The following is a 19,674-nucleotide window of genomic DNA, read 5'->3' on the forward strand; positions in this document are numbered from 1 at the left end:
GCGGCTTTCCGGTTTGCGCTTTTTCTGAAACGGGCTACAAATTCATTATCTTTCCCGGAGGATCAATGAATGACTGCTCAGCCAAACTCTCTTGAAGCTCGCGATATCCGTTATCATCTCCATTCTTATACCGATGCTGTCCGCCTCGAAGCGGAAGGTCCGCTCGTCATCGAGCGTGGCGATGGCATTTACGTCGAAGATGTATCGGGCAAGCGCTATATCGAAGCGATGTCAGGACTGTGGAGTGTTGGCGTGGGCTTTTCCGAACCGCGTCTGGCCGAAGCAGCTGCACGACAGATGAAGAAGCTGCCTTTCTACCATACATTCTCCTACCGTTCGCATGGTCCTGTCATTGATCTGGCAGAAAAGCTTGTCTCAATGGCTCCTGTTCCGATGAGCAAGGCCTACTTCACCAATTCAGGTTCCGAAGCCAACGATACGGTCGTCAAGTTGATCTGGTATCGCTCCAATGCGCTGGGTGAACCGGAGCGCAAGAAAATCATCTCACGCAAGCGCGGCTATCACGGTGTGACGATTGCCTCTGCCAGCCTGACCGGCTTGCCCAACAATCACCGTTCTTTCGATCTGCCGATCGATCGTATCCTGCATACGGGCTGCCCGCATTTTTATCGCGAAGGACAGGCTGGCGAGAGTGAGGAACAATTCGCAACGCGGCTGGCGGATGAGCTGGAACAGTTGATCATCGCGGAAGGTCCTCACACCATCGCTGCTTTCATTGGCGAGCCGGTGATGGGGGCTGGCGGCGTAGTCGTGCCGCCCAAAACCTATTGGGAAAAAGTGCAGGCTGTTCTCAAGCGCTACGGTATTCTGCTGATCGCCGACGAGGTTATTTGCGGCTTCGGACGGACAGGTAATCTGTTCGGCAGCCAGACTTTCGATATGAAACCGGACATTCTGGTTATGTCGAAGCAGCTTTCGTCATCCTATCTGCCGATTTCGGCCTTTCTCATCAATGAGCGTGTGTACGCGCCAATTGCCGAAGAAAGCCACAAGATCGGCACGCTTGGCACGGGCTTCACGGCATCTGGCCATCCGGTGGCGGCAGCGGTAGCGCTGGAAAACCTCGCCATTATTGAAGAGCGTGATCTGGTCGCCAATGCGCGCGACCGCGGCACCTATATGCAGAAGCGCCTGCGTGAGTTGCAGGATCATCCTCTGGTTGGCGAAGTGCGTGGCGTTGGTCTCATAGCCGGTGTCGAGCTTGTCACCGACAAGCAGGCCAAGACGGGCCTTGAACCAACCGGCGCTCTGGGCGCAAAGGCAAACGCCGTTCTTCAGGAGCGCGGCGTCATTTCCCGCGCAATGGGCGATACGCTTGCCTTCTGCCCGCCGCTCATCATCAACGATCAGCAGGTTGATACGATGGTGTCCGCGCTCGAGGCGACGCTGAACGATGTTCAGGCAAGCCTCACCAGGTAATAATTTGCTCTGGAGCTGTCCGAATAACGGGCAGCTTCAGAGCATAACCCCGTTAAATATCACAAAAATTGTATGATTTTCCGTGACTTGGCCAAAAAGCGGCTTTTCCCAGCGCGCGCAAGTTTGTTCCGGCCCCGCGCGCAAATACGGTAAGTTTTTCGCGCAAGCGAGTTGCAATACGCGATAGGTTTCTTTCACTTTTCCGCATCATTTCACGACAATGCGCGCATCGTGGCTTTTGCCACACCTGCGCCGGATGAAGGCATTCGCCATCCCTCCCGCCAGTATCGAGTCCCCATCCGGTTGCCGGGAGTAAGTAGTCGTGCATCATGCATCCCTGACCAAGAACCTGACGCATCTTCAGCGCCTTGAGGCGGAAGCTATCCATATTTTTCGCGAGGTTGCGGCAAGTTTTTCCAACCCGGTAATGCTTTATTCGGTCGGTAAGGATTCGTCGGTGATGCTGCATCTGGCGATGAAGGCATTCTATCCCGCTCCGCCGCCTTTTCCCTTTCTGCATGTTGATACGACATGGAAGTTTCGGGAGATGATTGAGTTTCGCGATGCGCAGGCGCGTGAAAAGGGTTTTGAGCTGCTCGTGCATATCAATGAGGATGGTGTGCGCGAGGGGGTTGGCCCCTTTAGCCATGGATCGAATGTCCACACTCATGTGATGAAGACGGTCGCCTTGCGGCAAGCGCTCGACAAGTACAAGTTCGATGCTGCTTTTGGTGGCGCCCGTCGCGACGAGGAGAAATCGCGCGCCAAGGAGCGCATCTTTTCCTTCCGTAACGCGCAGCATGGTTGGGACCCCAAGAACCAGCGTCCGGAAATGTGGAAGATCTACAATACGCGGGTTTCCGCAGGGGAGTCGATCCGCGTCTTTCCGCTGTCGAACTGGACTGAGCTCGATATCTGGCAATATATCCTGCAGGAGAATATCCCCATCGTCCCGCTTTATTTTGCAGCGCATCGTCCGGTGGTCGAACGTGACGGCATGCTGATCATGCTCGACGACGACCGCATGAAGTTGCGTCCGGGCGAAACGGTGGAAAACCGACTGGTGCGGTTCCGCACGCTTGGCTGCTATCCGTTGACCGGCGCTATTGAATCCAGTGCGGCTGACCTCTCCGATATTGTCGAAGAAATGCTGATTGCCCGTACATCCGAGCGGCAGGGCCGCGCCATTGACCGTGACGAAGCCGGATCGATGGAAAAAAAGAAGCGCGAGGGCTATTTCTGATGAATGCGATAATCAAGCCTGTTGCGACCAATGCTGCAGTCAGCGACTTCCTGGCCGATCAGGAGCGTAAGACACTCTTGCGCTTCCTTACTTGCGGATCGGTGGATGACGGCAAGTCAACGCTCATCGGACGCCTGCTCTATGACACGAAACTGATCTTCGAGGACCAGCTCGCATCGTTGAAGAACGATAGCCGCAAGTTCGGTACCACGGATGACGACTTCGATTTCGCATTGCTGGTTGACGGTCTGGAGGCGGAGCGGGAACAGGGCATCACCATTGATGTCGCCTATCGCTTCTTTTCGACACCACGTCGCAAATTCATTGTCGCTGATACACCCGGTCATGCGCAATATACGCGCAACATGGCGACTGGTGCCTCGACAGCCGATCTTGCTATCGTGCTCATCGATGCTCGTCAGGGTGTACTGACCCAGACACGACGCCATTCCTTTATTGCCGCTGCACTTGGTATTCGTCACATCGTTCTGGCCGTGAACAAGATCGATCTGGTCGATTTTTCGCAAGAGGCTTTCGAGCGCATCGTTGCCGATTATATGAGTTTCGCCAATGAATTAGGCTTTGTCAGCATCCAGCCGATCCCGCTTTCGGCGCGTTTCGGCGACAATGTCACCCTGCCGTCGCCACGCATGGACTGGTATGAAGGGCCGCATCTGCTCGAACATCTGGAGACCGTGCGCATCGACACGGAGGCAACGGCCAAGCCGTTTCGTTTTCCGGTGCAATATGTGAACCGGCCCAATCTCGATTTTCGCGGCTTCTCCGGCACTGTGGCATCCGGTTCGATCAGCGCTGGTGATGCCGTGGTGGTTGCCAAATCAGGCAAAACCTCCCGCGTAAAACGCATCGCCACCTATGACGGTGATCTGCCACGTGCTTCCGAAGGACAGGCTGTCACACTGGTGCTGGAGGACGAGATCGAGGTTTCGCGCGGCAATATGCTGGTCGGGACGGAGGCCCGGCCCGAAGTTGCTGATCGGCTTTCAGCCAATATAGTCTGGTTCGGCGAGGAGGCATTGCATCCCGGCCGTTCCTATATCCTGCGTACCGAGACCGATCAGACGCCGGTAACGATCAACGAGATCGTATACAGAACCGATATTGACAGTTTCACCCGTCAGGAAGCATCCCGCCTCGACCTCAACGAAATTGGACTTTGCCATCTCCAGACGGTGGATCAGATTGCGTTCGATCCTTACGCGGATAATCGTGTAACCGGCGCGTTCGTCTTGATCGACCGGCTTACCAACGCGACTGTGGGCGCTGGGATGATCGATAGTGCTCTTCGTCAGGCGACGAATGTGCATCTGCAGTCCTTCGACCTCGACAAGCAGACACGCGCAGCGCAGAAATTCCAGAAACCGGCTGTGCTCTGGTTTACGGGGCTGTCAGGCTCCGGCAAATCCACCATCGCAAACCGGCTCGAACAGCGGCTCCACGCGCTTGGCAAGCACACCTACCTGCTGGACGGTGATAATGTCCGTCATGGCCTCAACAGCGATCTGGGCTTCTCCGATGAGGATAGGGCGGAGAATATCCGCCGTGTCGGCGAAGTCGCCCGGTTGATGACCGATGCGGGGCTGGTTGTGCTGGTTTCCTTCATCTCGCCATTTCAAGCTGAGCGTGATCGTATTCGCGCTCGCCTGCCTGAAGGTGAGTTTGTCGAGATATTCGTGGATACACCGATTGAGGAATGCATTGCGCGTGACCCGAAGGGACTCTATGCGCAGGCTTTGCGTGGCGAGATCAAGGCTTTCACCGGGATCGATTCTCCGTATGAGGCGCCAGTTTCACCGGAATTACGCCTTAGCACGACAGGTCGTGACGTTGACGAACTCGTCGCAGAAGTAGAAAAGTATCTTGCCGAACGTGGTATCATCGGCAGTTATGGCAGCGATTCCTGGTCAATCTGAGCAATGAAGATTTCAGCCTCCCCGAAAGCCGATCCGAACGACGAAGCAATACTGGCCGTCCTGCAGGAAGCTGCACTTGAGGCGGGGCGCGTTATCATGAAGCACTATGCCAATGGTTGCGCGGTTCAGAGCAAGAAAGATTCTTCCCCGGTCACGGAAGCAGATCGTGACGCGGAAGCCATCATTCTTGCGGCACTCGCTTCCGTTGTTCCGGATATTCCGGTTGTGGCTGAAGAAGAAGTGGCAGCGGGACGTTTGCCTTCACATTTGGGGCGGCGATTTTTATTGGTCGATCCTCTCGATGGCACCCGTGAGTTTCTGCTGCGAAACGGCGACTTCACGGTGAATATCGGCCTGATCGAGGACGGCGCTCCGGTTCTCGGCATTGTTTATGCACCAGTTCGCAATCGCTTGTTTATTGGCAACAGCAATGGTGCTGAAGAAATAACGACGACCAAAGATCATGCAATCGGAACAAGGCGCGGGATAGCGGCGCGTGTTCACGGGTCAGAGCGGGTGGCCGTCTGCAGCCGGTCACACAAGAACCCGGAAACGGAAAAGTTCCTGAACGACAACAGGATCAACAGCTGTGTTTCCATCGGTTCGTCGCTGAAATTCTGCCTGATTGCCAGTGGAGAGGCCGATATTTATCCACGTTTCGGCCCGACGATGGAATGGGATACGGCGGCGGGCGATGCCGTGTTACGCGCCGCTGGTGGCCTCACCACGACTTTCGAGGGAACGCCGCTCTCTTATGGTCAACGCGCCAATGAAGGTGTTGCGGGTTTTGCAAACCCCAATTTCGTGGCTTTTGGCGGTGGTACGAAGCCTGTTTTTGCTATGCTTTAATAGATTTTGGAAGCAAACGGATAGCGCCGTCCTGCTCTCATATGCAACTCGTCTGAAACCATTTCCAACTTTTGGGGTTAGGCATTAAAAAAACGACAGGATGCTCTTGCAGCTTGAAATTGGGGGCGTTATAAGCCGCCTCAATGGTCAAGACCACGTGGTCACGGAGTGTAGCGCAGCCTGGTAGCGCACCTCGTTCGGGACGAGGGGGTCGGAGGTTCGAATCCTCTCACTCCGACCATTTTCCTGAGAGCGAAGGCTCCTCTTTCATCCGATTTTTAGTATCAGACAGAGTATATCATCGCCGATGATGGGCAATTGCTCGTGTGTCAGGCGATGCTTTTTTCCTTCAGAACATCAGTATTGGCTACCTCCTAAACGGATACTGTGGTAAGTGCCTTTTCGAAGAGCATTGGCGCATTGAGGTAGACTTTGCCTAACTAATACCGGTCTCAACCCAGTTTCACCTACGCGACCTGACAGCAGAGAGCTGTCGGGCGTGTGAACTTGTTCATTGGGTGGCGGCTAGAGACCGGTTTGGCATTGTCAAATGTGCCGGAACAGCTTGCGCTGTCTCTGCTCTTCAGCCCCTTGAAATATCGCCATGCCGCGCCCGGATTGGGCACCTCATTCGCCATCTTGGTGAACTTCCAAAATGGAAGACCGAGATATTATGAGCGATACTCTTCGGGTGCGGTGGATGATCACACCGAATATTGCCCCCCAGCCTTGGATCGCGTGCAGCGGATGCGGCAAGCTGAAGCCTTTTCAATCAAGTGGAAAGGTTCGGTTGAATGCCAACGGTCGCAAGCTTGATGCGTGGCTGATCTATAAATGCCTGACATGCGACAAGACATGGAACCGGACGATCTTCGAACGACAGAATATCCGCGAGATCAATCCCAGGATACTGGAGGCACTTCATTCCAACGATCCGCAATGGATTTGGGTCGAGGCGTTTAATATGCAGGCACTGAAACGGAAATCGCAGCGCGTCGATGAGTTCCCGGAGTACGATGTTGCTAAACGTATCGTGTGTGGGGCTGCCAGCTGCAAGGCAATCGAGATCGAATTGCAAATTGCCCTGCCGGTCAGCATTCGCCTTGATCGTCTGCTTGCAGCTGAGCTTAAATTATCTCGTGCTCGCCTTCAGGCACTTAGCGATGGAGGTGTAATTCGGATTGTACCGGATGAAAACGACATGCTGCGACGACGCCTCAAAACCGGTGTCATGATCTCGATAAATCCGGGAGAACCGGGTCAAGAGACTGGTTGGCAGTCGCTGCTTACGGCAGTCACGTCCTGACATAAAAAGGAGGCCCGTTTTCGGGCCTTCTATCATCCTCAATGGGTCATGATTGAACGTTGTTGCGCTCACTTAGTCCGTTTTCCCGAAAACCGACATGCGCATGAACTCCCCATCATATTGGGCGAGGGCGACCACGCGTTTGCGATCCAGTATCTCCACTCGGTTTGAGCGAAACAGGATCAGCCCTTCCTCGCGCAGGTCACGCAGCATCCGATTGAGATGTATCGGTGTCAGCCCAAGAGCATCGGCAAGCTGATATTGCGTCAGCGGGCAGTAGAACGAATTCGGATCGCCCATTCCGCACGATTTCACGCGGTCGGAAAGCTCCAGAAACAGATGCGCAGTTCGGACGAACGCCGCGCGGCATCCGATATTGGTGAGATGTTCGATCAACATCGACCGCTGCCGCGCCAGAAGTTCGATAAGGATCAGACTGAGACGTGGCGCGCGTTCGATAGAAGCTTCAAGTGAGGCAAGCGGAATCTCGAAAGCCGACATAGGCGTAATTGCCGCGATTGTGTTGTAGCTGTAGCCATCGGCGGTTCGGAGTCCGAGAAAATCGCTTCGCATGGGAAAGTCGATGATCTGCCGCTCGCCGCTTGAAAGATCGCGATATACGCACCCCCAACCGGACCGCACGAGATGGATGCTTCTGACACGTGCCCCCTGTTCAATGATGGTGGCATCGGCCGCATAATCGTTTTCGATAACAGTGAGAGAAGAAAGCGCATCTGTTTCCCGCGCTTCCAGCTTGGCAAGAATTGGAGGTGCCTCCAATAAACCAATAAGCGCTTCAATCGATGGGTCTGTGATCTGCTTGCCACTATGCATTTCTAACCCACTAGAGCGTATCCCGAAATTTGTGAAACAGCCTTTCGGAAAAGATGCGCGTTAACATGAACAGTTAGGGCGCTCGTTCGATTCAATCAAATCGATATGCAATTTAAAGCACTTCCACCATACCGCATGGCGGTTTTGCGCGGAAATCGAATAAACAACCAGTTGAACATTTCAGTTGGAAGTCTGAGTGCCCCTGAGCTTTGGAACGCGCAATTGCCCCCTTTGCGCTGACGAATTCAGTAAAATCGAAAACCAACTAAACGAAAGATATAGAGGCTATATCCTACCTCTCTCCAAGTCGTTCTTATGGACGGTCATAAATTTTCTGCATTGCTAACATAAGTTAATGACACGATTATTTCCCGATAGCAATATTTACCCCAGTCAAGGCTACAGGTCTATCCAGACAAGCACCGGAAATCACTCGTCTCTGACGAAAGTAATAGTTGGATGCATAAACATAGAGCAACTTGAGTAGCGCCGGGAGTATCACATGTTGGAAACAAGAGGGGATAGCCTTTGGGCTGCTTCGGAAAGCATGGGCGACAGGGGAAACGCCGCAAGCATTGAGGCAGCACGTGGTCGGCGTTTGTTGCTCGTATGCAAGAGCAATCTTGAGCGGCAGTGCCTTTATAACGGGCTTGTGCTGAACGGACTCAAGCTTCCCGTGGAAACACAAGCGGCGGTTGAACTCGCAGATCCAACGGACGATATTGCTGTTGTTCTGATCAATATTGGTTCGAAGCGTTTGGCCGATCCGTTTTTTTCGGAGAAGTTGCAGGCTGTGATCGAACTCTGGCGTCCGGTTCCGGTCGTTTTTCTCGCCGAACGCGAGGAGTGGTCCCAGGTTGTGCGCGCCATGGAAATCGGTGCTCGTGGCTACATTCCCACTTCAGTCGATATCAAAGTCTGTGTTGAAGCCATCCATCTTGCCACCGCTGGCGGTATGTATGTTCCGGCCTCCATGGTTTTCCAAACCGCGCCGACCGATATCGACGACGATGTTCTGGGTGAGTTGCTCACAGCACGAGAGATCGAGGTCGTCCATGCCATCCGAATTGGCAAATCGAACAAGATCATCGCGTTCGAACTCGGTATGAGCGAAGGCACGGTAAAGGCACACGTGCATAACATCATGAAGAAGATCGGTGCCGCGAACCGCACGGAAGTAGCGTGCAAACTGCACAGAATGTACGGCGAGAAGTTCGATTTCGACTGACTATTTCGATTTTCGTTGGTCTGGCTCAGCGCCTGTTGCCCACAAAATATGGAGGGGCGAACTGGTGATCCGCTCCTCCATAATAAGGATGGATGTTCTTTTGTTGGGCTCTCAGTCCAGTCTCCCCTGAAATACCAGCCTTCCAGAGCCCGATTACATGTTCGATCTGCTACGCTATAACGCTACTCATTCCCCACATTCTTCGACCAAAGCTAAACAACATCATTAAACGGCTCGATGGTTTTGTTTTTTAGTTACATCGAACCGGGATAAATGCGCTATGCGAAGTTTTTACCATACCGGTAACTCTTGCTTTGCTTCAGTCTTTCGTGTGCAAGAGATAACTGAAAGAATACAACTGTTCGATTTTCAGTGAATATAGATATTGGATTCTCTATTAGCGATTAGGTTTATGAGAGTTGCATCGGGCCGTTCGAAGGGGCGGTCGAGCTTTAGACATTGATCGGCGAAATATGCGTTTCGTTTGAAATGTAAACGAATGTTTATACTTGAATTTATGCTGTTTTTGTTGGCCATTGAGCGAAAGCGACAAATATCGAAAATTGCTGAAAAGCGAATGCTATTCGAAGCCATTCGAACTGAAATGGTTGCTTTCTATTGAAAAAACGCGAAATTACCCGAACGTAATCAGAATAATGCCAGATCCGGGATAAAAATGCAGCTCACTCCCCGTCACAATGCAATTCTTGAGCTCGCTCGCAAGCAAGGGCAGGTTCTGGTGGATGATCTGGCTGCGGCTTTCGAGGTGACGCCGCAGACGGTCCGCAAGGATTTGAATGATCTTTGCCGCGCCCGGATGTTGCGCCGCATCCATGGGGGTGCGCTCTATCCATCCGGCGTCGAGAACATGGAGTATGAAGCACGACGCCGCATCGCCGCGCATGAAAAGGAATCGATCGGGCGCGCTGCCGCAGAAATCATTCCGGACGGTGCTTCCTTGTTCATCAATATCGGCACCACAACCGAAGCCGTCAGTCAAGCGCTGGTCGACCACAACAATCTGATGGTCATCACCAATAATATCAATGTTGCCAATACGTTGCGTGTTCACCCCTCTATAGAGGTGGTGGTGGCAGGTGGCGTCGTGCGCCCGTCTGATGGAGGGATTGTTGGCGAGGCCGCCGTTGATTTCATCCGCCAGTTCAAGGTCGATTACGCAATCATCGGCGCTTCGGCTATGGACGAAGACGGTGCTTTGCTCGATTTCGATTTCCGCGAAGTGAAGGTGGCGCAGGCCATCATCGCCAATGCCCGGCACGTAATCCTTGTGACTGACGCCACAAAGCTGGAGCGGACAGCTCCGGTGCGTATCGGCCACATATCGCAGATCAATACCTTCATTACCGACCATTGTCCGTCGAACCAGTTGCGGGAGCTGTGCCACGAAAGTGAGGTAGAGCTGATTGAAACCCTTGGAGAAAGCCGGGCGGCAGAAAAACAAGCATAGTTTCGTTTATTTTCGATTTGCTTTCGTATGAAATGATTTATATTCGCTTTGGTTTTCGGAGAGTGGTCTTCGGGGTTCGCCATGGCGCAAGAGAAACTATTTGATATTTTTGTAATCGGCGGTGGCATCAACGGCTGCGGTATCGCACGTGATGCGGTTGGTCGGGGATTTTCAGTTGGCCTTGCCGAGATGAACGATCTGGCAAGTGGCACCTCATCGCGGGCAACTAAACTCATTCATGGTGGTTTGCGCTATCTGGAGCACTATGAATTTCGTCTGGTGCGCGAGGCGCTGATGGAGCGCGAGGTGTTGTGGGCCAATGCACCGCACATCATTCATCCGATGCGCTTTGTGCTGCCTTATCATAAGGGCGGAATGCGCCCTGCATGGCTGTTGAGGCTCGGGCTGTTCCTCTACGACCATCTGGGCGGGCGTAAAAAGCTCCCCGCCACGCGTACGCTTGATATGCGCTCCGACCCGGCTGCGCAGCCCTTGAAACCGCTTTTTGCCAAGGCATTCGAATATTCGGACTGTTGGGTGGATGACGCGCGTTTCGTTGCCTTAACTGCCCGTGATGCAGCGGATCGCGGAGCGATAATCCAAACCCGAACCAAGGTCGTGGCGGCGCGCCGTGACAGGGAATACTGGACCATCACGCTCGAAGATACCGGTACACATGAGCGCGAGGAAGTTCGGGCTCGTCTGCTGGTCAATGCTGCTGGTCCCTGGGCCGACAAGGTTCTGCAGGGTGTCGAAGGAGATCGACAGCTTCACAATGTCCGGCTTGTTCAGGGCAGCCATATTGTGGTGCGCAAGAAGTTCTCCGATCCCCGTTCCTATTTCTTCCAGAACAATGACGGGCGTATCATATTCGCCATCCCCTACGAGGATGAGTTCACCCTGATTGGCACAACCGATCAGGACTATCAGGGGGACCCGGCCAAGGTTGCGATCACCGATGGTGAGACCGACTATCTCTGCGCGGCAGCCAGCGAATATTTCAAGGAGCCGGTCAGACGCGCGGATATCGTCTGGACCTATTCCGGTGTGCGCCCGCTTTATGATGACGGTGCAAGCAAGGCACAGGAAGCAACGCGCGATTATGTCCTGAAAGAAGATGCACCCGATGGGCTTGCACCTCTGATCAACGTTTTTGGCGGCAAGCTGACCACTGCGCGGCGACTTGCCGAACATATGCTGGAGAAGATCGAGCATAGGCTGGGACAAAAAGGTGCGCCGTGGACCCATGCTGCTCCGTTACCAGGTGGCGATTTCGTGGATGTCGAGTTCGAGCGTGAGCTGCAGAAGGTGAAAGTTGCATATCCTTTCCTGACGCCTGCTCATGCGCGGCGCCTGTTCCGGCAATATGGAACGCGTATTCGTGTTCTGCTTGGGGAAGCCACTTCACTTGCCGACCTTGGACAGCATTTCGGTGCCGATCTTTATGAAGCCGAAGTGCGGTATCTGCTTGAGAATGAATGGGCGGTGAGCGCCGAGGATATTTTGTGGCGGCGTACGAAACTTGGTCTTCGCCTGAATGCGGCGGATGTTTCCTCGCTTGAGGAATATCTGAAGCCTGCTCGCGTCGCCTAAGCCCTCTCAATCTGTAGCCGCACTTGCCAGTTGTGTTTTGAGCGGTCATTATCCTCCCAGACAGCGGGTTCCAGCCTTCCTGGGAGGAAAAGATGGGCACACCGCAAGACCGAACACATGCCGATCTGATTCAATCCGCGATCATGACAGCGGGAGGGGCAGCGCGATCTGCTCTGGTCGCCTCATGGCGACGCTCGTCGGAACTGCACGGGCTTGATCCTGCCGAACTGGGGTCTGTGCGCACCCTTTCCGATGGTGAATTCAGAACCGCTCATCAACGTATCGAACGTCTTGTCAGCATAGCGCAAGCCAGTATGGATCGCCTTTATCTGGCCGTCGGTGGTGTGAGTTGTTGCGTGCTTCTGGCTGACAGCGAGGGCGTTCCCGTTGAACGTCGTGGTGCGCCGGGCGATGATGATACATTCTATCGCTGGGGGCTTTGGACCGGTGCTGTCTGGAGCGAACAGAGCGAAGGCACGAACGGGATCGGCACCTGCATTGTTGAACAGCGCCCGCTGACAATTCATCGCGACCAGCATTTTCATACCCGTAATATCGGGCTTTCCTGTACGGTCGCCCCGATCCATGATCATCAAGGGCGTTTGATGGCAGCGCTTGATGTTTCCTCGTGCCGCGCCGATCTGACGGAGGCTTTTGCGCAGCTTATATCTGTCGCTGTGATCGATGCTGCACGGCGCATCGAGGCTGAAAATTTCCGTCAGGCTTTTCCCGAGGCTCGTATCATGCTGGCGCCAAGCCCCGACAGAACCGGCGGAGCACTGATCGCGGTCGACAAGGATGATCTGGTCATCGGCGCTACACGTGCGGCGCGTCTGGCAATGGGGCTTGACGATGCCGCTATTGCAGTTCCGTTGCCTGCAGCCGATCTTCTCGGCTGGCATGCTGACCCTCGTGAAGATATGGCAGAGTCAGAGCGCAGCGTTATTCTGCGCGCTCTTGCGCGTGCAGAAGGGAATATTTCGGCCGCAGCTGGCCTTTTGGGCATCAGTCGCGCCACGCTTCATCGCAAGCTCAACCGCCTGAAGATCATTCGTCCGCACTAATCACCAATAAGCGGGCGCAACTGTCTCAATATTGCGACACATAACCTTGCGAGCTTGAATGCGCGGGATGACTCTTTCGTGCTGCCGCGCGATCCTCACTCATGAAACGCTGTAGGAGCAGCGTGGTTTTGGGAGGAATGTCATGAACAAGGTTGAATTCAGCCGGACCGTGAAGCCGGCTTTCGCAAAACGCTACGGAAACTTCATCGGGGGCAAATGGGTCGAGCCCAAATCGGGTCGCTATTTCGAAAACACTTCGCCGGTCAATGGTCAGGTGCTTTGCGAAGTAGCCCGCTCGGATGCCGCCGATGTCGAAGCGGCTCTTGATGCAGCGCATGCCGCCAAGGATGCCTGGGGCAAGACGAGCGCGGCTGAACGCGCGCTCATCCTCAATCGCATTGCTGACCGGATTGAGGAAAACCTGCCTGCGCTCGCTGCCGCCGAAACCTGGGACAACGGCAAGCCAATCCGCGAAACTACCGCTGCCGATCTTCCTCTGGCCATCGACCATTTCCGCTATTTCGCCGGTGTGATCCGCGCCCAGGAAGGCAGCATTTCCGAAATCGACCACGACACGGTCGCTTATCATTTCCATGAACCACTCGGTGTTGTCGGTCAGATCATTCCGTGGAATTTCCCGCTTCTCATGGCGACGTGGAAGCTCGCTCCGGCCCTTGCGGCGGGCAACTGCGTCGTACTGAAACCGGCTGAACAGACACCGGCATCGATCCTCGTGCTCATGGATTTGATCGGCGATCTTTTGCCCCCCGGTGTGATCAATGTCGTCAATGGTTTTGGTCTTGAGGCAGGCAAACCGCTCGCGTCGAGCCCGCGTATCGCCAAGATCGCCTTCACCGGCGAAACGACGACGGGTCGATTGATCATGCAATATGCCAGCCAGAACCTTATCCCGGTTACACTGGAACTCGGCGGCAAGTCGCCGAACATCTTCTTCAAGGATGTCGCAGCGGAAGACGACGATTTCCTCGACAAGGCCATCGAAGGCTTTGTGATGTTCGCACTCAATCAGGGCGAAGTCTGCACGTGCCCAAGTCGCGCGCTCATCCATGAATCGATTTACGACAAGTTCATGGAAAAGGCGCTCAAGCGCGTGAATGCAATCGTGCAGGGCGATCCCCTCGATCCTGCCACGATGATCGGTGCACAGGCTTCCAGTGAGCAGCTGGAAAAAATCCTGAGCTATCTCGATATTGGCCGCCAAGAAGGTGCTGAAGTGCTGGCAGGTGGCGAGCGCAATATTCTGCCGGGCGATCTGGCTGGCGGTTATTACGTCAAGCCGACCGTATTCAAGGGCACCAACAAGATGCGTGTTTTCCAGGAGGAAATCTTCGGGCCGGTCGTGTCTGTTGCTACCTTCAAGGACGATGCGGAGGCGCTGTCGATTGCCAACGATACGCTTTACGGTCTGGGCGCCGGTATATGGACGCGTGATGGCACGCGTGCCTATCGCTTCGGACGTGCCATTCAGGCCGGTCGTGTGTGGACCAATTGCTACCATGCCTATCCGGCGCATGCAGCATTTGGCGGTTACAAGCAATCGGGTATCGGTCGCGAAAACCATCTGAAAATGCTGGACCACTATCAGAACACCAAGAATATGCTGGTGAGCTACAGCCCGAAGAAACTGGGTTTCTTCTAGAGCATGTCTCCCAAAAGTGGGAACCGGTTTTGGGATCAAGACATGCATAAAACAAAAGGCTAGAGCGGTTTCAAAGACTCCGTTTTGAACGAAGCCGCTCCAGCCGAAGCTGACCCCGGAACTGCAATACGGAGAAAACATCTTCGTATTGCGCTCAATCAAGGGATGGAACCGTTCCTCATGCCAGTATTGCGTCGAGCATAACGGTTTTCAATACCCCTCCCAAGGGGGCCTGGGCGGAAACGCCCGGGCGACCTTCTTCTAGTGCCTCCGGAAAGCATTCAGTTTTCGACATTCATTTCTTCCCTCCCCCAGGAAGCCAGCTCAGTTCGACAACGAAGGAGAAACTTCATGGCAAAGACAATGAAAGCCGCTGTGGTGCGCGCATTCGGAAAGCCACTGACAATCGACGAAGTGCCAATACCCGAGCCCGGACCGGGACAGATACAGGTTGCCATCCATGCGTCCGGCGTTTGCCATACCGATCTGCATGCAGCCGAAGGCGACTGGCCGGTAAAGCCCAACCCGCCATTCATTCCGGGGCATGAAGGCGTCGGTTATGTTTCGGCTGTCGGTAGCGGTGTCAAACACGTTAAGGAAGGCGACCGCGTCGGCGTTCCATGGCTTTATACCGCATGTGGCCACTGCCGTCATTGCCTGGGCGGATGGGAAACGCTCTGCGAGGAACAGCTTAATACAGGCTATTCGGTCAATGGCGGCTTTGCCGAATATGTCGTGGCCGACCCGAATTTTGTTGGACATTTGCCGAAGAATATCGATTTTAACGAAATCGCGCCGGTTCTCTGTGCGGGTGTTACGGTTTACAAGGGCCTCAAGGTAACCGACACCAAGCCCGGTGACTGGGTTGTGATCTCCGGTGTCGGTGGTCTCGGCCATATGGCGGTGCAATATGCCAAGGCAATGGGGCTTAACGTTGCCGCTGTCGACATCGACGACAGAAAGCTTGATCTCGCGCGGAAGCTTGGCGCGACGGTTACCGTCAATGCCAAGACGCATAACGATCCGGCGGCCTATATCAAAAAGGAAACCGATGGCGGCGCGCAAGGCGTGCTGGTTACGGCGGTTTCGCCGATTGCCTTCGAACAGGCCTTGGGCATGGTATCGCGTGGTGGGACTGTATCGCTGAACGGATTGCCGCCGGGCGATTTCCCGCTTTCAATATTCAACATGGTGCTGAACGGCGTCACCGTGCGCGGCTCAATCGTCGGTACGCGGCTCGATCTGCAGGAGTCGCTGGATTTTGCCGGTGATGGCAAGGTGCGCGCCACTATCCGAACCGAAAAGCTCGAAGATATCAATTCCATCTTCGATGATATGCGCCAAGGCAATATTGAAGGTCGCGTAGTCGTGGACCTGACTCAGTAATGTCCAGACGCTAGAGCAGCGCATCCCGAAAAGTGTGAAACGGCTTTCGGACAAGATGTGTGCTACAACATATAATCGAAGCGGGCATCCTATGAGCGCCCGCTCATTTTCTTGGGAGGAGAATGTGGAGGAGAAAATCCCGCATGAGGGCAGAGGTCAGGTTAGCGCCACGGCGGCAGCGCTTGACCTCATCCGTGAATTGCAGGCCGAATATGGGCCGATCATGTTCCACCAGTCGGGCGGTTGTTGTGACGGGTCATCACCGATGTGCTATCCGCAAGGAGAATTTATTGTCGGCGATACGGATGTAAAACTGGGCGAAATCGGTGACGCTCCGGTCTATATCAGCGGCCCGCAATATGAGGTCTGGAAGCATACCGAACTCATCATCGATGTCGTTCCGGGGCGCGGAGGCATGTTCTCCCTCGACAATGGGCGCGAAGTTCGGTTTCTGACGCGTTCGCGGGTCTGTTCGGTTCCCTGATTTCTCTTTTCGTTTTGTGGCGAAGCGGTTAGTTAGATCGGAGAGGGAGGGAGACGATCCAACATGGCCGCAGCAGGAAAACGAGCAACCATTCATGATGTGGCACGCCTTGCCGGTGTGTCGATCAAGACAGTTTCACGCGTCTACAATGACGAACCGAATGTGCGCGAAGCCATTCGCGAAAAAGTCAGACAGGCGGGGGGTGAGCTCCGTTACCGTCCCAATGCTGCAGCACGCAACCTTGTTGAACGGCGTTCTCACCTGATCGGACTTTTCTTCGAGAACCCCAGCGCCAGCTATGTCACCGAACTGCAGATGGGCGCACTGGAGCGGCTGCGCGACACGCGATACCGGCTGCTGATCTTCCCCGTCGAAAATCGCGAAGACATCCGTGGTGCGCTGATCGAAACAGCCCACGCTTCCGGTCTCGACGGCATCATCGTGACGCCCCCCATGTCGGACGATCCTGAAATTCTGGCCGAACTGACGGCTTCCGCAATGCCATTTGCCCGTGTCGCAGGCGACGCGAATGTTCACCCGACCGATAGCGTCACGATCGATGACGAAGCGGCTGGCGTCGATCTGATGGAGTATCTTCTGAAACTCGGTCATCGCCGGATTGCGATCGTCATTGGCGATCCAACCCATCGCTCGGCAGAGCTGCGCCTCGCAGGCTATCGCCGCGCACTGGAAAAGGCAGGGATCAAGCGCAATCCCGATTATGAGGTGCAGGGTGGCTTCAGTTTTGCGAGCGGTCTCGCCGCCGGAAAGAAGCTGCTTTCGCTTGAGGAACCACCCACCGCAGTGTTTGCGTCAAACGACGATATGGCCGCCGCCGTCATGCAGGTCGCCTATGACCGCAACATTGCGATACCTGATCAGCTAACGGTGGTTGGCTTCGATGACAGCGCGATTGCCAGCATGGTTTCGCCGCAGATCACCACCGTCCGCCAGCCGATTTTCGAGATGACCCGCGATGCGGCGGACATGCTTCTCAACCAGATCGAAACCGGTCACCTGTCGGCCTCCCGGCGGATTGAGTATAAACTCATCATCCGCCAGTCATCGGGAAAAGCGCCGGTATAGGCCTGTCTAGCTCTGTGCTGGACGCGAGGGGAAGAACCGCTCGCGGGCGAAATTGCTGCCGAAGATCATGTCATATTGCAGCATCTGATAGTCACGCAGGAGAGGAGGAAATGGCGGCCTCTGTTGCCAGCCTTCCTCGACTTTCTCCGAGCGGTCGAAAACCGCATGATTGTCAACGACCTGGTAGCGCTCATGCAACTGACGCAGGAAGCCTGTGTAATAGGGATGCTGCATCCCTGCCATATCCAGAATGTGCAGGGGCAGGAAGGCAGGGCTGATCGTACCGGTTCCCCGCTCGGCGCCACGTTTATTCGACCAGAGAACAAGCGGTGTTTCGTGTTGCAGCATCATATCGGCGGCAGGCGCTGTGCGGCTGGCGACCCGGTTTGCCATGAACCCTGTCTCGACATAGACGGGGCCGAGTGGTGGCAGATGGTCACCGAAGAAGACGAGAATGGTTTCGCGGTCGCGCTTCGACGCCCACTCCATCAACCGTGCAAGGCTCGCATCGGCATCCATGGCGCCTTGCGAATAGGAACGGATCGACTGGCGCGTATGCTCGCTGGCGTCAGTCTGCACCTCAAGTTTGGAATCCGGGTAACGATTGGCTTCGTAGGGGCCATGTCCCTGAAGCGAGACGGCAAAGAAGAAGAACGGGGCATCCATGGAATCTGCTTCGCGGATGATTTCGTCGGTCAAAGCAGCGTCGGAGGCCAATGAGCCGCGCTTTTCCAGCGGTGGCATGTTTTCTTCTGACATGAACTTGTCAAAGCCCATGCTTTCATAGACGGGGCCGCGGTTCCAGAACCATTGGCGATAGGGGTGGATGGCGCGCGTCGCATAACCCTGATCCTTGAAAAAGCTTGCAAGCGAGGGAAGCGGGCGACGGATATATTGCTGATAAGGGATACTGCCGGAGGGCAGGAAGGCTTTGGAAAAACCGGTCAGAGCCTCGAACTCGACATTGGCAGTCATGCCACCGAATTCTGGCGAGAAGACATGGCCGGATTGTTCCGCCCGGACTGTCGGAATCGGGTCGGCGCTGAAAGCCACGCCCGGAAGGCGGGTCGGATCCCAGAAGGATTCGCTCATCACCATAATGACGTCAGGCTTGCTGGTATCGAATGCAGCAGGGATCAACTGCGCCGGCGGTTCGATGGCGGCAATTGCTTCGGAAGAATAGCCTTCCGGAGCGAAGACGGTAGCCATTGGCACATTCAGGATGAAGGCCATGGTAAAGCCGTTATGGGCGTAGTTTTCCTTCTGGTCCCACATGATCGGCAGGATGCGCAGACGGTCGCGCGCCAGCGAAAAACTGGCATAGTCGGAAATCACTGCGAACCAGGCGAGCAAGGGCAGCGCGAAGGCAATACGCAGCATCCGGCCCTTCCATGGGATCGGATCAAAGCGCCGCCACCAGAACAGCGTCACGGTGATCATCACCGCTGCCGAAGCGATGAGAAGCAGGGTTATGCCGACCGCACTCCACGGGCGGTCACGCACCAGAAGCGGCAGAAGATCGACGATCTGGCGGGCATAGAGAAAATCGCTCGGATAAAGCGGGTCACCGAGATAAAGGCTCTTTTCGCGTGCAGTTGTGGCCGCAATCAGTGCCAGCGGGCCAACAACAAAGAAGCCATAGTGAATGCGTCCGAAAATAGCGTCGCTTGCTGTCAGGACCACGACGAAGAGCGCAACGGTCGTCCATGCAGGCTTATGCGGTGTGCGGAAGAACTGCATGGTGTCGGTGAACGAGCCGCGCACGATCCATTCGACAGCGAAAACCAGCAGCGTTGAAAGTACAATGGAAGCGAGCGCAATTGCGGCGAGGCGCAGCGGCCAGGCAACACGGGCAGGCCCGAAAATCGCGGCATCGCTCCAGCGACGCGCAGCGGTATTTTCCATCACACCCGGCATGTTTTACTCGCTAACTCCCGCATTTCTACAAAAAGCCTGTCACATTTCTGTCATGGAAATGTCAAGGCACGCTTGGGCCGCGAGTGATACGCACCGTGATCTGAATGGATGATGAATGGAGCATGTCTCCCGAAAGCGGGAACCGGTTTCGGGATAAAGACATGCCTGAAAACAAACAGATA

15 protein-coding genes and 1 tRNA gene are annotated in these 19,674 nt (G+C 54.9%); 14 read left to right on the forward strand and 2 right to left on the reverse strand.

The window, feature by feature from the left end:
- Positions 1 to 69 precede the first annotated feature (69 nt).
- The 6 genes from OHI65_RS10560 (at position 70) to OHI65_RS10585 (ending at position 6,772) form a co-directional block, all read left to right on the forward strand.
- Entirely contained in the window at positions 70 to 1,440 is a 1,371-nt protein-coding gene (locus OHI65_RS10560) for an aspartate aminotransferase family protein (protein WP_125300561.1), read from the forward strand.
- 322 nt (positions 1,441 to 1,762) lie between these two features.
- Positions 1,763 to 2,683, forward strand: a complete 921-nt coding sequence (cysD, locus tag OHI65_RS10565) for a sulfate adenylyltransferase subunit CysD (protein ID WP_071633182.1) — start codon at positions 1,763 to 1,765, stop codon at positions 2,681 to 2,683.
- Complete coding sequence (cysN, locus tag OHI65_RS10570; protein ID WP_264358819.1) at positions 2,683 to 4,617, forward strand: sulfate adenylyltransferase subunit CysN; 1,935 nt, start codon at positions 2,683 to 2,685, stop codon at positions 4,615 to 4,617. The genes cysD and cysN overlap by 1 nt, the downstream gene beginning before the upstream one ends.
- Positions 4,618 to 4,620: 3 nt before the next feature.
- A complete protein-coding gene (cysQ, locus tag OHI65_RS10575; protein WP_125300563.1) occupies positions 4,621 to 5,466 on the forward strand; it encodes a 3'(2'),5'-bisphosphate nucleotidase CysQ in 846 nt (281 codons plus the stop codon).
- Positions 5,467 to 5,630: 164 nt separating this feature from the next.
- Positions 5,631 to 5,707 (forward strand) — tRNA-Pro (locus tag OHI65_RS10580).
- A gap of 432 nt (positions 5,708 to 6,139) precedes the next feature.
- Entirely contained in the window at positions 6,140 to 6,772 is a 633-nt protein-coding gene (locus OHI65_RS10585; RefSeq protein ID WP_040128988.1) for a DUF1062 domain-containing protein, read from the forward strand.
- 72 nt (positions 6,773 to 6,844) lie between these two features.
- On the opposite strand, the gene OHI65_RS10590 is transcribed toward OHI65_RS10585, so the two are convergent.
- On the reverse strand, positions 6,845 to 7,606 hold the full coding sequence (locus OHI65_RS10590; RefSeq protein WP_011982456.1) for a Crp/Fnr family transcriptional regulator: 762 nt from the start codon (positions 7,604 to 7,606) through the stop codon (positions 6,845 to 6,847).
- Positions 7,607 to 8,108: 502 nt separating this feature from the next.
- Between OHI65_RS10590 and OHI65_RS10595 the strand changes: the two genes are divergently transcribed.
- The 8 genes from OHI65_RS10595 (at position 8,109) to OHI65_RS10630 (ending at position 17,575) form a co-directional block, all read left to right on the forward strand.
- Positions 8,109 to 8,834, forward strand: a complete 726-nt coding sequence (locus tag OHI65_RS10595; protein ID WP_010658038.1) for a response regulator transcription factor — start codon at positions 8,109 to 8,111, stop codon at positions 8,832 to 8,834.
- A 676-nt stretch (positions 8,835 to 9,510) separates the two neighbouring features.
- Entirely contained in the window at positions 9,511 to 10,302 is a 792-nt protein-coding gene (locus OHI65_RS10600) for a DeoR/GlpR family DNA-binding transcription regulator (RefSeq protein ID WP_010658039.1), read from the forward strand.
- Between the two features lie 81 nt (positions 10,303 to 10,383).
- On the forward strand, positions 10,384 to 11,895 hold the full coding sequence (gene glpD / locus OHI65_RS10605) for a glycerol-3-phosphate dehydrogenase (RefSeq protein ID WP_264358820.1): 1,512 nt from the start codon (positions 10,384 to 10,386) through the stop codon (positions 11,893 to 11,895).
- Positions 11,896 to 11,987: 92 nt separating this feature from the next.
- A complete protein-coding gene (locus OHI65_RS10610) occupies positions 11,988 to 12,959 on the forward strand; it encodes a GAF domain-containing protein (protein WP_264358821.1) in 972 nt (323 codons plus the stop codon).
- Positions 12,960 to 13,101: 142 nt separating this feature from the next.
- Positions 13,102 to 14,619: an aldehyde dehydrogenase gene (adh, locus tag OHI65_RS10615; RefSeq protein WP_040128982.1), complete on the forward strand. Its 1,518-nt coding sequence runs from the start codon at positions 13,102 to 13,104 to the stop codon at positions 14,617 to 14,619.
- Between the two features lie 351 nt (positions 14,620 to 14,970).
- Complete coding sequence (gene adhP, locus OHI65_RS10620; RefSeq protein WP_010658043.1) at positions 14,971 to 16,005, forward strand: alcohol dehydrogenase AdhP; 1,035 nt, start codon at positions 14,971 to 14,973, stop codon at positions 16,003 to 16,005.
- 124 nt (positions 16,006 to 16,129) lie between these two features.
- Complete coding sequence (locus OHI65_RS10625) at positions 16,130 to 16,489, forward strand: DUF779 domain-containing protein (protein WP_373418734.1); 360 nt, start codon at positions 16,130 to 16,132, stop codon at positions 16,487 to 16,489.
- Positions 16,490 to 16,552: 63 nt separating this feature from the next.
- Positions 16,553 to 17,575 (forward strand): LacI family DNA-binding transcriptional regulator, encoded by a 1,023-nt coding sequence (locus OHI65_RS10630; RefSeq protein WP_264358822.1) that lies wholly within the window; start codon positions 16,553 to 16,555, stop codon positions 17,573 to 17,575.
- A 6-nt stretch (positions 17,576 to 17,581) separates the two neighbouring features.
- On the opposite strand, the gene OHI65_RS10635 is transcribed toward OHI65_RS10630, so the two are convergent.
- Complete coding sequence (locus OHI65_RS10635; RefSeq protein WP_413541925.1) at positions 17,582 to 19,492, reverse strand: LTA synthase family protein; 1,911 nt, start codon at positions 19,490 to 19,492, stop codon at positions 17,582 to 17,584.
- Positions 19,493 to 19,674: the final 182 nt, after the last annotated feature.

The organism is Brucella sp. MAB-22 (genome assembly GCF_025908475.1).
Lineage (GTDB): Bacteria > Pseudomonadota > Alphaproteobacteria > Rhizobiales > Rhizobiaceae > Brucella > Brucella anthropi.

Bases quoted from the DNA above. Each gene is read 5' to 3' on its own strand.
- OHI65_RS10560 (WP_125300561.1), top strand. From the start codon at position 70: ATGACTGCTCAGCCAAACTCTCTTGAAGCTCGCGATATCCGTTATCAT.
- cysN (WP_264358819.1), top strand. From the start codon at position 2,683: ATGAATGCGATAATCAAGCCTGTTGCGACCAATGCTGCAGTCAGCGAC.
- cysQ (WP_125300563.1), top strand. From the start codon at position 4,621: ATGAAGATTTCAGCCTCCCCGAAAGCCGATCCGAACGACGAAGCAATA.
- OHI65_RS10585 (WP_040128988.1), top strand. From the start codon at position 6,140: ATGAGCGATACTCTTCGGGTGCGGTGGATGATCACACCGAATATTGCC.
- OHI65_RS10590 (WP_011982456.1), bottom strand. From the start codon at position 7,606: ATGCATAGTGGCAAGCAGATCACAGACCCATCGATTGAAGCGCTTATT.
- OHI65_RS10595 (WP_010658038.1), top strand. From the start codon at position 8,109: ATGTTGGAAACAAGAGGGGATAGCCTTTGGGCTGCTTCGGAAAGCATG.
- OHI65_RS10600 (WP_010658039.1), top strand. From the start codon at position 9,511: ATGCAGCTCACTCCCCGTCACAATGCAATTCTTGAGCTCGCTCGCAAG.
- glpD (WP_264358820.1), top strand. From the start codon at position 10,384: ATGGCGCAAGAGAAACTATTTGATATTTTTGTAATCGGCGGTGGCATC.
- OHI65_RS10610 (WP_264358821.1), top strand. From the start codon at position 11,988: ATGGGCACACCGCAAGACCGAACACATGCCGATCTGATTCAATCCGCG.
- adh (WP_040128982.1), top strand. From the start codon at position 13,102: ATGAACAAGGTTGAATTCAGCCGGACCGTGAAGCCGGCTTTCGCAAAA.
- adhP (WP_010658043.1), top strand. From the start codon at position 14,971: ATGGCAAAGACAATGAAAGCCGCTGTGGTGCGCGCATTCGGAAAGCCA.
- OHI65_RS10630 (WP_264358822.1), top strand. From the start codon at position 16,553: ATGGCCGCAGCAGGAAAACGAGCAACCATTCATGATGTGGCACGCCTT.
- OHI65_RS10635 (WP_413541925.1), bottom strand. From the start codon at position 19,492: ATGCCGGGTGTGATGGAAAATACCGCTGCGCGTCGCTGGAGCGATGCC.